Here is a 13,921-nt window from a genome sequence, read left to right on the forward strand (position 1 = left end):
AAGGGCCGCTAAAAGCGGCCCTTTGTTATGATTTCTAATGGGTATATTATTATTCCTCTTCACTTGCCTCGGTTTCTTCCTCTTCGCTTTCTTTATTGAGCTTGTGCTCCAAGATATTGAGGTTCTTCATTTTTTCCTTCCAAGTTTGAAGGGCTTCTTTTTGCTTGTTCAATTTCTGGACCACCTCTTTCACCAGCGGATTGTCTTCTGAATCGTTGGAGAAAAACTGCAGGTTGTTTTCCAGTTGGCGGATTTCGGACTTAACCTCGTCAATTTTACGTTTTACAAAGACGCGTTCGTTGCCAATGGCATAATTATCCTCTGTTTTGGCTAGTTCCTGTACCTTGTTTCCGTATTTTAGCAATTCGGACTGTTCTTTTGCGATTCCCATTTTTTTGAAAAGGGCATCCACAATTTTATTGAACTTCCCGTTAATGTGCTTTTTGTTGTAGGGAATGCGGCCATACTGTTTCCATTCGGCCAGAAATCCCTTAATTGCTTCAATATCCTTTTTCTTGTCCCCGCTCAATTGAAATGCTTTCAATCGGTCGAGGCATTCGCTTTTCTTTTTGAAGTTCTCGAACTCTTCGTTATGGGCATCGTTTCTTTCAGCATGCAATCGGTCAAAATAATGGTTACAGGCATCTTTGAACTCCTTCCATATTTTGTCGGAATATTTTCTGGGTACGTGGCCAATTTTTTTCCAGTCGCGCTGAATACGCTTCATTTGTGGGGTTACCTCGGCCCAGTCATCGCTATCTTTTAAGGAAACGGCCAACTCCAAGAGTTCTCTTTTCTTTTCAAGATTTTGCTGTTGCTCCTTTTTTTGATTTTTATAAAAAGCATTTTTGGTACGGTTGAACTTGCGTACCGTTTCCTTGAACTGCCCCCAAGTTTCCTCGTTTACTCTTTGGGGCACCTTTCCTGCCTTAAAGAAGGACTCGCGAAGGGCTTCGACTTCCTTGATCTGCTGCTGAATGCCCCGGTGATTATCGGCAACATTTTCAGCAATCTTGGCTATGCCCGCTATGATTTCCTGTTTTTTCTCAAGATTTTTTTCGTAGACTTTCTCCAACTCTTGGAAATGTTCTTGCCTTCGCTGATGCATGGCTTTGGTGGCATTGCTGAACTTTTCCCAAATTTCTTCCCGATGTTCCTTGGCAACAGGGCCAATATCTTCTTTCCAAATCTTATGCAGCGTTTGCAATTCACGAAAGGCCTTGTTCAGGTCTGGTTCATCGGCCAAAGCTTCTGCACGCTCCACCAGTTTTTGCTTCTCTTCGAGATTGTGCTTAAAATCCAGGTCACGCAGTTCACGGTTGAGATGAAGAAAATCGTAAAAGATTTCCATGTGATGGTGGTAGGTGCGCCATACATCATTGTAACTGGCCCTTGGAATGGGCCCTGCATTTTTCCACCGGTGTTGGAGGCCCTTAAAATTGTTATAGGTCGTATTGATATCCTCTTCGATATCGATGAGCCCCTTTAATTCCTCTATAATTTCAAGTCGTTGTTGTAGGTTGGTCTTTAGGGATTGGTCCAGTTGTTTGTAGTACTGGTCCCGCTTTTCCCTAAAATCCGAATAGACTTCGTTGAATTGTCTTTTGGCCACCGAGTTGTACCTAAAATCCACTTCGTTGCCTCCCTTGGAGATGAATTCTTCCTTTTTTTCGTCCAGAAAATCCTGAAATTTTTGGTCGAACTCATATTTTATGGCACTAACGTGCTTGTTAATGGCCTGTACTTTCTCATTCTTGACCAAGCGCTGCAGTTCCCCAACGAGGTTTTCCATGGACATGGAGTGATAGTCCAACATGGGGATGGTATGGCGTTTTTCATTTTCGGTATCCTCGGCATCCTCGGCATTGGATTCGTCGATTTCGTCCAAGTGATCATTGGATTCTTCCTTTTCAGCGCTCTTATCGTCACTATTGTTTTCTGGAACGGCTTTGGATTCGGGTTCGTTAGTTCCTTCGGTCTCGGATGAACCCTCCTCAGCTACTTTTGGTTCAGCTTGGGTCGCTTCTTCCAAATGTACCTTTGTTTTTTCCGTTGTTTCCTCTTTGTCACCTTCAGCTTGCTGAAGTTTACGATCCTTTTCCTGCATTAGTTGCTAGTTTACCTAATTGATTGATGAAAGTTATAGCCAATTTAACAACTTAATTGTCTAATAGCAAAAGTATTGATTCTTCTTTTGCACGATTTGATGGATGTGTGGAAGGGTTGAATCCTTTTACCAAAGGTGGTTTTTAACCTTGGTTCCATATTTCCCAAGCCTTTTCAGCTTGCTGCTGGAGCATTTTTAGTCCATTGGTTGTAGTGGCTCCCCTAGCTTCGCCTTCGGCCAGAAAGCTGGTTTGCTCTGGATTGTAGATCAAGTCGTACAACAAATGGTCGGTACCGATACATTCATAGGGAATGTTGGGTTTATCCTCGATATTAGGGTAGGTTCCCAAGGGTGTGCAGTTAATGATCAGTGTATTTTCCCTGATGATGTCCTCGTTCAGGTTATCGTAGGTATACTGTCCTTCTTTGTTGCTGCGGGATACATAGGTGCCCACTATTCCCAATTCGTTCAATACAAAACGTACGGCTTTTGAGGCGCCTCCTGTTCCCAAAATCAATGCCTTGGTATGATGCGTTTTTAAAAAGGGTTCCAGGGATGTTCGGAATCCGAAAGCGTCAGTATTGAAGCCTTTGAGACCTTTTTCCGTGAACTGTATGGTATTGACGGCCCCAATTTGTGCTGCTTTAGGGTCTAATTCATCCAAAAATGGAATTACATCTTGCTTGTAGGGAATGGTAACGTTAAGGCCCTTTAGATTTTCTTGTGCCAGTACCTCCTTGAAATCATCAATATGCTGGATATCAAAATTTTCGTAACTATGGTCTGGAAGGCCCAAATCCTTGAATTTTTGGGTGAAGTATCCTTGTGAAAAGGAATAGGAAATATTTTTACCTAGCAGCCCGTACCTGTTCATTCTTTTTTCTATTGTTGCCATACCAATCCAAAATCAATAATACCAAAATCCCCATCAAAATAAAAAGGATGGCCCACCAAGTTTCAACTTCCGCCATGTTCGGGAAGTGCCGGGTATAATTCAGAATAATCTTGTCTCCATTGGAATCCAATAACGGGTTTCCCGCATCATCCAACTTAAAAATAGTTCTCTTCCATGGCCAAAGAACCCCCAAAGACCCTGTGATGAAACCCAACAGTACCGCTGTGGTAGTTGCTTTAAAGTGCTTCAATACATAACTGAGCAGATGTGAAAAGGTTACCAAGCCGGTTACAGAGCCCAACGTGAACACGCCCAAAATTTTTAGAATCTGAATACGTTCCCTATTGTTGACAAAGCTGAAATCGCCCGAAAAAACTTCGGAAAATGTATCGTAGAGAGCATTTACGGAATCAACCAAGAGGAGGACATAATTGCCCAACAGAATCAAAATAAACGAACCGGAAAGTCCTGGAAGCGTCATTCCGGAAACACTGATGATTCCGCAAAAAAAGATGAACAGTAGGTTGTCGTTTTCCCTTGCCGGATTCAAAAAACTGATGGAAACCCCTACCGCCAAACCGATAATTGCAGCTGGGATGGTACGTTGGTTCCATGGAGAAAAATCTTTTCCGATGTAGTAAATGGACCCGATGACCATACCAAAGAAGGTGGCCCAGACAAAGAGCTCATTATGGTCCAGAAAGTAATCCAAAATACGGGAAACACTAAAATAGCTGACCAGCATTCCAAAGAGTAAAAGTCCTAGAAATTTGGCGTTGATATACCTAAAAAAACTTTTGAACCTCCCATTGAACAGTAGTTTTACGGCTTTGGAATTGAGTTTTTGTAGGGAGTAGATAAATTCTTCATAAAAACCGGCCACAAAGGCGACAATACCTCCGGAAACTCCCGGAACCTTGTTCGCGGCACCCATGCACAGTCCTTTGATGACCAAGAAAAAATTGTCCAGAAGTGTTCTAGGTTGCTGCATGCGCCTTTATGGGTTTTCCTTATTTTTTGGAAGCTAATCTTTCCAGGATAAAAATAAGTGAAAAACCTAGGATGGCTAATACAATGGCTAGCATTAATTTGCTATCGCCCTCAAATGCTCCGGGAAGTACGTTCATATCATCCACCACAACGATTTTTTCGCCAAATGTTTTGGTCTCCAGTACCTTTTTCCAAGGCCATATTTTATTGAGCGACCCCAAAATAAACCCTGTCAAAAGCGCTAAGGTGATGTTCTTGTAGTGGTTGAACATCCATTTGAGCAAGCGGGCGAAACTCAAAAGGCCAAAAATGGCTCCAACGCCCACGGTCAATATAATTTTAATGTCCCTTTCATGAACGGCGTCCAAAATGGTTTTGTAGGAGCCTAGCAGTACCAAAATGAATGCCCCTGAGATTCCGGGCAAGATCATGGCGCAAATGGCCAAGGCACCAGAAAGGAACAGATAGGGGAGACTATCCACATTGTCGCTGGCGGGCAGTTCTGTTATAAAAAATGCAAGTGCGGCACCTAAAAGTAATACTACAATGGAACCCATGGTCCATCGGGTGATTTCCTTGCCCACCATAAAAATGGAAGCGACCACAAGCCCAAAGAAAAACGACCAGAGCAGAATAGGTTCATTTTCCAAAAGCCAGCTCAAGAATTTGGCCAAGGAGAGGACACTGATAAAAATACCAACAAATAATGCCAAAAGAAAGTTGCCGTTGACCTTGTTCCAGACCGCTTTGATACCTTCTTTTCGCAACATTTTGATGAGCGAAAGGTCTATGTTGTTGATGGAGGTGATGAGTTCCTCATATATGCCTGAAATAAAGGCTATGGTTCCTCCTGATACTCCTGGGACTACATCAGCGGCTCCCATGGCCATACCTTTAAGGGTGATAAATACGTAGTCCAGTGTACGACGTGCTTGCATGAATTTTTGGGCTATGGTGGGGTTACTTGGCCGTTTTCCTGATTTTGGAAACCAACGCTTTCACCCAATCAACTTCTATGAATTCTGGGAATTCTTTTTCAAACTGCCGCAATTTACCAATATCCAATTTCATGGCCTTGGACAAAATGGTTTTTGCTTCATCCAAGTCATCATTTTTTAAATGGAGACCCGCCAATTTGTAGGTGAGGTCGGAATTATCGGGATAAAACTCCAAACCTTGAATTAGTACCTGTATGGCGGAGTTGTAATCCCCGATTTGGTTGAGGACTTCTGCCCAGTTTCTCCAAGTTGCCAATTCGTAATTACCCAAATCCACTGCTTGCTTGTAGGCAAAATCAGCTTCGTCGTAGTTTTCAAGTGCGGCATAAATCTTGCCCGCTTTTTTCCAGTATTTTGGGTTTTCCCCATCAATATTGATGGCCTTGTTGATGTAGTACAGGGCTTTTTCATAATTCTTCTGCCCAAAATGAAAATCGGTGATGGCCAGCCAGCCTTTGTCCAATAAAGGATCCTCGTGCACGGTGTGATAATAGTAATACTTGGCCAAATCGTAATTTCCCAATTTTTCATGGCACTTGCCAAGGCGCAGATACGCATAGGATGTTGGGTCTTCTATGGATATGGTAGACTCGTAATTTTCAATGGCCTCGTTGTACCGGCCCAATTTTTCCAACACCTTGCCCTTTTCAAAATAGGCGCCTATGAAAGAATCGTCCGAAATCACCGCAAAATCGAAGGCGGTCAATGCTTCCAGATATAAATTTTTGGCCAAATACATTTTGCCAAGCTGATGCCAGGCCACCTCACAGTAAGGATTTCTGTCCAAATAATCGTTCAAATAATAAATGCTCCCATCAAAGTCCTCCAAGAACTCGAAGCAATACACCACATTATAAAGTGATGAATAATCGGTGTCGTCCATTTCCACACAACGCATGAAGCTGAGCTTGGCCTGCTCGTAGTTGTCCATAAAAAGGTATTCCATTCCCAATAGGGAGTGAATGTCGAAGGAGTGGTCGGTCACATTAAGGGCCTCCAGGAGTAAGTTCACCGCTTCCTGGTGTTTGTCCTGTTTGGAGCGAATGTTGGCTCTTTGGATATAGATTTCCTCATTGGCCGCATTAATGTTCTGAATCTCGTCCAAGAGCGTCTCCGCGGCTTCAAACTTGTCCTCAAAAGCCAAAACCTCCACTTGCAAAAGTTTTAATTCCATGGAATTGGGATGTTGTTCCAAACCAATTTGAATAGCTTTTTTGCCTAGGGATATTTTGCCGTTGTTCAGGTAGTGATGGATGATTTCCTCAAAGTCCTCCGCATCGAAGAAGTAGACGTCATCCGTCTTGAGCATGGACTCAAATTTGCTTATCGATTTGTCAGGATATTCGTTAGATTCTAACGCCATAGGAACGTTTTTGGTTGAACTATGGACTTAAAATTAACCTTTTGGGTTGCTCTTAAAGTCCATTTTTAGGGTATGTTATCAACAAATTAGTTAACAGTAGGGGTTGGGCAGTCGTTTAAAATACTAATGATTAAGTCGCAACCTTGCTCAATTTCTTTCATGGAAATGGTGAGTGGTGGGGATATTCGAACCGCTCGCTGCTCAAACAGCAACCAGAATAATATAAGTCCTTTTTTTGCGGCTTCCAGCACTACATAATTGGCTATTTCCTTGTTTTTCATGATGGGTGCCAGCATCAACCCTTTTCCTCTAACTTCTTCTATTAATGGGTGTTGTAATCGTCTTCGGAACAGTTTTTCCTTTTCCAAAGTCTGTGCCATTAGGTCCGTTTCGGTGATTTCTTTTAAAGTGGCCAAGCTTGCCGCGGCTATGACCGGATTTCCCCCAAATGTGGTGATGTGCCCTAGTTTTGGATTGTCCATCAGATCGCTCATCAATTCGTGCGAAGCCACAAAAGCGCCGACTGGCAAACCTGAGGCCATTCCCTTTCCGATGACCATAATATCGGGAACACAGTTAAAGTGTTCAAAAGCGAATAGCTTGCCCGTACGTCCAAATCCGGGTTGTATTTCATCCAATATCAACAGGGCACCGACTTCGTCACAGCGTTTCCTTACGTTCTCCAAATAGCCATTTTGGGGCACAATAAATCCAGCCCCTCCTTGAATGGTTTCCAGTACCACTGCGGCAGTACGTTCAGTTATTCGCTCCAAATCTTCTTCCGAATTGAATTCAATAAAACCCACATCGGGAATCAAGGGGCGGAAAGCACTTTTGCGCTCTTCGTAGGTCATCAAACTCAAACTTCCCATGGTGTTGCCGTGATACGCGTTCTTGGCGGCAATAATTTGGGAGCGGCCTGTATGTCTTCGGGCCAATTTTAGGGCTCCTTCCATGGCTTCTGTTCCTGAATTGACCAAATAGGTGGTGCTCAATTTTTGGGGAAGGTGTGAGGCCAACAGCTTGGTATATTCCACGGCAGGCTCCTGTACATACTCCCCATAGACCATAACGTGCATATATTGGTCCACCTGTGCCTTGATGGCTTCTACCACCCTTGGGTGCCCATGTCCCAAACTACAGGCCGATACGCCTGCCACAAAATCCAAATGGGCATTGCCGGCCTTGTCATAAATGTAGCTTCCCTTGGCATGGGAAACTTCCAAGGCCAGTGGGTGTGGTGTGGTTTGGGCTTGGTATGTGAAAAAATCGTTTTTCGACATGGCTACCGGGTCTGTGCCTTCTTTTTGAGCACCGGTTTCTTTGGCTTTGTCGCCTTGGTATTAGGTGCGTTTATAGGGTCGTTCGTATTGTTTTGCCGCTCGTTTTCCTCGGCATCAATATCTATCGGGTTGTCTATACCACGAATTTTGACCAATTCAATGCTGTTGTCGTCTTCATCAAAAATTTCTTCTTTGGACATGATCCGTTCATCACCACGCCATACGAAGCCTTTCAGTTTCCGACTTTCCACGGGTAAATCGGTCTCTGGGAAAATATCACCATCGGGATTCACAAAGAAGGTAATGTCCTCAATATCGTTATTGGCCATCAGCAGCCTGATTTTGCTACAAATGGTTTTGTCGATGCCCACAAGTTCCTCATCGTCGTTGTAGACGTAGTAAATAACCTCGGTATTTTGGACCAAATCAATGATTTTCAGTTCGTTTTCGATGAACTTTCCAAAAAGACTTTTGCCCTTGGCTTGATTGTATCCAGTTCTGCTAATCGTGTCCAACGAAATAATGAAGGCATTTTCTATCACTTTAAGGGAATCCAGTTTATCCGTTTCCAAATCGGATATCAGGTGAATGCTATCGCCCGTAATTTGATTGTCCACGTTCCATAAAATGGGGTCGGTGATCAATTGGGTGATTCCCGTTTTTTCCTCAAAATGGATGGAATCGCATTTACCGCTCAAATCTGTTTTGTAGAATTTGGCATTTCTAAATGCCCTGAGTATGCGTTCTTCTTCTTTTCCTGTCACCATCAAGGTGTCGCCATGCATGTACAGGGAATCCTTCTCCACCAGACTGATGGAAACTGCTCTCTTGGTGGCAAAAACGGAATCTTTGGCTTTGTGCACTTCGGCATAGTGCGCCCTGATCACTCCATTGTTGATGGTGTCCGTAATCTGGATATTGTTGGTGGCCGAGGCAAACTCTGTCACCTTATCAAAGTAAAGACTGTCCCCTTCGATTATTTTATTGTCATAATCAATACGGGTATTTTTGATGCCATAGCCTTGCTCTATCTTGGTATCATAGAAACCGCGCTCGCAATAAATCTTGTACTCCTCTCCCGTGATTGTGGACGGACCGTACATATAAGCGTTTTTTGAGGTGGTGTAATAATCCAGCTGTTCGGAATCGATGATGTAGTCAGGATTATCGATATGTACATTGCGCTGGAATTGATATTTTTTCGGGGTCATAAAATAGGTACCCACTTTACTGGTCAGGACGTTGGCCGAGTCCACTACCTTACCGCCCGAATTATAGTAGGCCTCTTGTTTTTCCCTATTAAAATAAAGGGTGTCGGTGGTCAAACGCATTTGTCCGTTCGTAAGGTCTACCTTTTCCCAAGCTTTGGCTAGTTTGGTGTTCCCATCATAGTCCATCTTCCCACTGTTCATTTCAATGGAATCCCCCTGTTGCAGGCGGATGTTTCCAATGGCTTTTAAACGGTTTTCCTCCGCATAAAAAATGGCAATATCGCACCAAAGATCGGCACCTTGATGTTCAAACTGCACCTGTCTTTCATCGTCCTTGCTAAAAATGGAAGCACCAGGGAATTGGGCCTCATCCTTGGTGAAGTTGGCCCCGTAAACAATGTTGATTTGTCTTCCGCCTTCGGGCTGTTGCTTTTGGGCCGACAAACAGATAACAGCAAAAAACAAAATGAAAAATGAAATGCTTTTCAAATTCAATGAATTTTGCCCAAAAGTAGGATTTTTACCGGAAGTGGCATACATCCTTTAGAAAGCTTTGGCAATTGCACCCCCTAGGCTTACAGGTAGCTTCCCCTTTTGAGGGTGAGCGTAATCTGTCCGCAATGATAACTATTGTGATATAGGATGTGTCCAAACAACTTGACTCTCGAAATAGATCCGAAAAATGGAGTGTCAATGGTTTCCGTCCACTCCTTTTCAGATAGGTTTTCGATAAGATTTTCCAGTAATTGATATCCTTCTTCCACCAATTTCTTGCTTTCTTCCCATTGATAGACCTTGCCCGTATCCTTTTCACCCATGGTGGTATTCTGAACCGTGGTGGGGATGCCAAAAAACTGACTGATCAAGTGCATGATTTCACCTATATGGCGATACATGAAACCTACTGAAGCGGTATCCTCGTTCAATTTTAAGGAACTGTTGTTTTGGGTGATTTCCTTGAACGTAAAACTGCAGGTTTTCTGGTTTTGTTCCAATAAATCCTTAAGAAGGTGTTTGGTCATATAAATTATTGGTTTAAGTAAGCAGAGTACATCCAAATTAATTTTTCCTGCTCACGAATGTAATCGCTCATCAGCGCATTGGTGCCCTCATCGTTTGAATCTCCCGACATTTCCAAAAGCTCCCTTTCCAAGGGCAATAGCACTTCGTAGCCATTTAGAATGGCCTGGACAGCTTCCTTGCCATTTGATACGTTCTTTGCAGCTTTAATCTTGGATAACGCTGAATAATCGGCATAACTATGTAAAGGGGTAAAGCCCAAGGTCAGAATCCGCTCTGCAATTTCATCAATCTTGATCAATGAATCGTTGTAGAGTTCTTCAAACTTTAGATGAAGCTCAAAAAACTTTTCACCCTTAATATTCCAATGGAAACCGCGGGCATTCATGTAAAATAATTGGTAGTTCGCCAAAAGTTCATTAAGCTTCTGCGCTAGTTCACCGGATGCCTGTTTGTCCAGTCCAATTCTGTTGAGATGATGTGTCATGTCTTACTAATTTTGATTTTACTCAAAAATAGCGAGGTTCTTTCAACGGTACAGTGACCCTGGTCACATAAGAATAGGGCATCAATCATTTCTTTTCATCAAACTGATGGCAAAACCACCACCTTCAGCCATTGGAATGGTCAATGAGGTCCCTTTGCTAATGTCAACATCCTCAATGGAAATGGCCGTTGGATTATTTCTGAAATGAGCATCTGCTGCATCTTTATAAAGGATGGCCTGGTAGGTTGTGCCATCTTCAAGAAAATCAAAGTCGATGGTTACCTCTCTGGCATTTTCATCGGTGATGCCGCCAACAAACCAGTTTCCCGTGTTTCGTTCCTTTCGGGCAATGGTCACGTAATCGCCCACTTCCCCGTTGAGCACATGGGTCTCGTCCCAATCCACACCTACATCCCGAATAAACTGGAAAGCGGGCTGATTCTCATAGTTTTCAGGGAGATCGCAGGCCATTTGGATTGGACTGTAAATGACTACATAAAGAGCCAACTGCTGGGCTATTGTGGTACTCACCCGATTATTTTCCTTACCGGGAATTTCAATATCAAAAACACCAGGTGTAAAATCTATGGGGCCTGCCAACATTCGTGTGAAGGCGACAATGGGTAAATGCTCTGGTGGATTCCCGCCATCGGCCGACCACGCATTGAATTCCTGACCGCGAAGCCCTTCCCTGGCAATGGCATTGGGATAGGTTCTTCGGATTCCTGTAGCTTTGATGGGTTCATGGGCGTTGATGGCTATCTTGTACCCAGCTGCTGTTTCCAGCACTTTTCGGTAATGGTTCACCATCCACTGGCCATGGTGGTATTCTCCTTTGGGAATAATTTCTCCCACATACCCCGTCTTGACCGAGCTCATATCATATTTCTTCATCAGTTGGAAAGCTGTATCCAATTGTTGCTCGTAAGTCCTTGGAGCAGCTGAGGTCTCATGGTGCATGATGATTTCCACCCCTTTTTCCTTGGCGTAGCGGTTCAATTCATCCAAGTCGTAATCGGGGTAGGGGGTCACAAAATCAAAAACGCCTTCACGGTCCTCGAAACCTATCCAATGTTCCCATCCGGTGTTCCAGCCTTCGACCAACACGCCTTTGATGTTGTTTTTGGCGGCAAAATCGATGTATCTTTTGGTATTTTCAGTGGTTGCCCCGTGCTTTCCGGTAGGTTTTAAATCTTGGGTAAAGGTGTTCATATCCTGCGAACCGGCATAGTCCCAAGTAGATTGGCCCACATGCATTTCCCACCAAATCCCAACATACTTTTTAGGTTCGAACCAACTTACATCCCCAAGTTTGTTGGGTTCGTTCAAGTTGACAATTAATTTGGATTCGATAAGTTCACTGGCCTTGTCCGCTATCTGAATGCTTCGCCATGGTGTTTTAAAGGGAAGTTCCCGCTTCACTTTGTACCCCGATCGGTCGGAACCCACCAACTCACTGGTCAATAGTAAAGATTCCGTATCCACTTTCAACGTCATTCCGGCATAATCCGTTAGGTTGGCTTCGTGAAAACTTAGGTGCAGCCCATCTTCGCCTCGCATGGTTATGGGGGTGTTCACTGCATTTTCAGGAATATAGGTTGCGGCAAGGTCGGCATTGTTTCTTTTGGATAGGGCATCGATCTCAGAAACTTTGGTAGTATTGTACAGGTGTTCGTAAATATCCCAGTCACCAGGAATCCACCAAGTGGTATAGTCCTCGGTTAGTTGGAATTGGGTGTTTTCGTCCATGATGATGATACTGTCTCTATCTTGTTGAGGAAGAAACTCGTACCGAAATCCAATTCCGTCGTCATAAGCTCTAAAATAGATATTGAATTGGCGGTTGGGGGCTTCGGATTCTTCCAAGGTGATGACCAATTCATTATATTGATTCACCACCTCTTTCTGTTCGCCCCAAGGCATTTCCCAGGTTTCATCGACGGTATTTTCAGTGGAGCTGACCAGGTTTAATCCTGATTTTAAGGGGCTTTGATCTTTAAAATCGAAACCCATGGCGGAGGAATCGATAACCGTTTTATCATCATGACGTACCAAATAGTAGGGTGTTCCATCTTCTGAAAGATGAAAATCGATGGTGTTGGTGCTACTAGGTGACGTTACGGTCAACGCGGCAGGTTTTTTTGTGCACGAAACCATTAGTCCTATCAGGAGCAGAAGAGTATAAATTTTGTTCATGGTACAGATTTTTTTCAATTCGATGGGTGAAAAGGGATTATATCCCGAATTCAATCGGACGAAAAAGATACTGAAAAATGAACAAAAAACCGAGGGTTACCTATGGATGGTCTGGAGTCTATCCGGACCTACGGATACAATTTTAATCGGCACGTTCAATTGTTCCTCCAAAAAGGCGATGTAGTCGTTCAAATTGGCGGGCAAGTCCTCTGATTTTGACATTTTGGTCAAATCTTGGGACCATCCTTTCATTTCCTTGTAGATGGGTGTTACGTATTCCTCCTCAATGTTGTAGGGCAAATGTTGGATTTCTTCCCCTTTGTACTTGTAAGCAGTACACACTTTAATGGTTTCAAAACCGCTGAGTACATCGGCTTTCATCATCATCAGCTCGGTAACTCCATTAATTTGAACGGCATATTTTAGTGCGACCAAATCCAACCAGCCGCAGCGGCGTGGCCTTCCTGTGGTAGCTCCAAACTCATTGCCCACTTTGGCCATGGTAGCTCCATCCTCATCAAAAAGTTCTGTAGGGAAAGGTCCGCTGCCCACACGCGTGGTATATGCCTTGAAAATTCCCAAGACCCGCTTTATGTTGTTCGGTGCTACGCCCAATCCGGTGCAAGCTCCAGCTGCCGTTGTATTGGAGGAGGTTACATAAGGGTAGGTTCCGAAGTCGATATCCAAGAGGGACCCTTGGGCGCCTTCGGCCAAGATTTTTTTGCCTTCGGCTTGTGCTTTGAAGATATATTCCTCACTATCGATGAAGGTGAGTTTTTTCAATGTTTCTACCCCTTCGCAGAACTCGGCCTCCAATTCTTCCAAATTGTATTCAATATCCACATCGTAAAAATCGATCATGGCTTCATGCTTATTGGCCAGGGCACGGTATTTTGTCTTCCAATCGTCAAATTCCAAATCCCCCACACGCATGCCGTTACGGCCGGTCTTGTCCATATAAGTTGGGCCAATTCCTTTTAGGGTAGATCCTATTTTGGCCTTTCCCTTGGAGGCTTCGGATGCGGCATCCAACAAGCGGTGCGTAGGCAGGATTAAATGCGCCTTACGAGAAATCAACAACTTGGACTCAATATCGATATTGAACTTTTCCAGATTGTCCAATTCTTTTTTGAAGATAACGGGGTCGATTACAACTCCGTTCCCGACGACATTGATGGCGTTTTTATGAAATATTCCAGAGGGAATGGTATGTAAAACATGTTTTATGCCATCGAATTCCAGTGTGTGGCCTGCGTTAGGTCCTCCTTGAAATCTGGCGATAATATCGTATTCCTTGGTCAGTACATCAACAATTTTTCCTTTTCCTTCGTCTCCCCATTGGAGTCCAAGCAATAAATCTACCATGTAATG

11 protein-coding genes are annotated in these 13,921 nt (G+C 43.7%); all 11 read right to left on the reverse strand.

Going from position 1 to position 13,921, the window contains the following annotated elements; translation table 11 throughout:
• Window positions 1-49: 49 nt before the first annotated feature.
• Window positions 50-2,107: a DUF349 domain-containing protein gene (locus tag EO130_RS10320; RefSeq protein ID WP_127141433.1), complete on the reverse strand. Its 2,058-nt coding sequence runs from the start codon at window positions 2,105-2,107 to the stop codon at window positions 50-52.
• A 142-nt stretch (window positions 2,108-2,249) separates the two neighbouring features.
• A complete protein-coding gene (locus EO130_RS10325) occupies window positions 2,250-3,002 on the reverse strand; it encodes a shikimate dehydrogenase family protein (RefSeq protein ID WP_164732919.1) in 753 nt (250 codons plus the stop codon).
• A complete protein-coding gene (locus tag EO130_RS10330; RefSeq protein ID WP_127141434.1) occupies window positions 2,956-3,993 on the reverse strand; it encodes a DUF368 domain-containing protein in 1,038 nt (345 codons plus the stop codon). The genes EO130_RS10325 and EO130_RS10330 overlap by 47 nt, the downstream gene beginning before the upstream one ends.
• Before the next feature lie 19 nt (window positions 3,994-4,012).
• Window positions 4,013-4,930 carry a polyprenyl-phosphate transporter gene (locus EO130_RS10335; RefSeq protein ID WP_127141435.1) on the reverse strand — a complete coding sequence of 306 codons (918 nt, stop codon included), beginning with the start codon at window positions 4,928-4,930 and terminating at the stop codon, window positions 4,013-4,015.
• A 22-nt stretch (window positions 4,931-4,952) separates the two neighbouring features.
• Window positions 4,953-6,353, reverse strand: a complete 1,401-nt coding sequence (locus EO130_RS10340; protein WP_127141436.1) for a tetratricopeptide repeat protein — start codon at window positions 6,351-6,353, stop codon at window positions 4,953-4,955.
• Between the two features lie 86 nt (window positions 6,354-6,439).
• Complete coding sequence (locus EO130_RS10345) at window positions 6,440-7,636, reverse strand: aspartate aminotransferase family protein (protein WP_127141437.1); 1,197 nt, start codon at window positions 7,634-7,636, stop codon at window positions 6,440-6,442.
• Window positions 7,637-7,638: 2 nt separating this feature from the next.
• Entirely contained in the window at window positions 7,639-9,387 is a 1,749-nt protein-coding gene (locus EO130_RS10350; protein ID WP_241244338.1) for an OstA-like protein, read from the reverse strand.
• Between the two features lie 35 nt (window positions 9,388-9,422).
• The gene (locus EO130_RS10355; RefSeq protein WP_127141439.1) at window positions 9,423-9,869 is read right to left on the reverse strand and encodes a DinB family protein; all 447 of its coding nucleotides are present in this window, start codon (window positions 9,867-9,869) and stop codon (window positions 9,423-9,425) included.
• Window positions 9,870-9,874: 5 nt separating this feature from the next.
• Entirely contained in the window at window positions 9,875-10,354 is a 480-nt protein-coding gene (locus tag EO130_RS10360; protein ID WP_127141440.1) for a Dps family protein, read from the reverse strand.
• Between the two features lie 81 nt (window positions 10,355-10,435).
• Entirely contained in the window at window positions 10,436-12,550 is a 2,115-nt protein-coding gene (locus tag EO130_RS10365) for a glycoside hydrolase family 97 protein (protein ID WP_127141441.1), read from the reverse strand.
• A 96-nt stretch (window positions 12,551-12,646) separates the two neighbouring features.
• Window positions 12,647-13,915: an adenylosuccinate synthase gene (locus EO130_RS10370; protein WP_127141442.1), complete on the reverse strand. Its 1,269-nt coding sequence runs from the start codon at window positions 13,913-13,915 to the stop codon at window positions 12,647-12,649.
• Between the last annotated feature and the right edge of the window lie 6 nt (window positions 13,916-13,921).

The sequence above is a fragment of the Flagellimonas marinaquae genome, from assembly GCF_003992675.1.
Lineage (GTDB): Bacteria > Bacteroidota > Bacteroidia > Flavobacteriales > Flavobacteriaceae > Flagellimonas > Flagellimonas marinaquae.

Coding starts and splice junctions, on each gene's coding strand:
- EO130_RS10330 (WP_127141434.1), bottom strand. CDS start 3,993: ATGCAGCAACCTAGAACACTTCTGGACAATTTTTTCTTGGTCATCAAA.
- EO130_RS10325 (WP_164732919.1), bottom strand. CDS start 3,002: ATGGCAACAATAGAAAAAAGAATGAACAGGTACGGGCTGCTAGGTAAA.
- EO130_RS10345 (WP_127141437.1), bottom strand. CDS start 7,636: ATGTCGAAAAACGATTTTTTCACATACCAAGCCCAAACCACACCACAC.
- EO130_RS10355 (WP_127141439.1), bottom strand. CDS start 9,869: ATGACCAAACACCTTCTTAAGGATTTATTGGAACAAAACCAGAAAACC.
- EO130_RS10360 (WP_127141440.1), bottom strand. CDS start 10,354: ATGACACATCATCTCAACAGAATTGGACTGGACAAACAGGCATCCGGT.
- EO130_RS10340 (WP_127141436.1), bottom strand. CDS start 6,353: ATGGCGTTAGAATCTAACGAATATCCTGACAAATCGATAAGCAAATTT.
- EO130_RS10350 (WP_241244338.1), bottom strand. CDS start 9,387: ATGTATGCCACTTCCGGTAAAAATCCTACTTTTGGGCAAAATTCATTG.
- EO130_RS10335 (WP_127141435.1), bottom strand. CDS start 4,930: ATGCAAGCACGTCGTACACTGGACTACGTATTTATCACCCTTAAAGGT.
- EO130_RS10320 (WP_127141433.1), bottom strand. CDS start 2,107: ATGCAGGAAAAGGATCGTAAACTTCAGCAAGCTGAAGGTGACAAAGAG.
- EO130_RS10370 (WP_127141442.1), bottom strand. CDS start 13,915: ATGGTAGATTTATTGCTTGGACTCCAATGGGGAGACGAAGGAAAAGGA.
- EO130_RS10365 (WP_127141441.1), bottom strand. CDS start 12,550: ATGAACAAAATTTATACTCTTCTGCTCCTGATAGGACTAATGGTTTCG.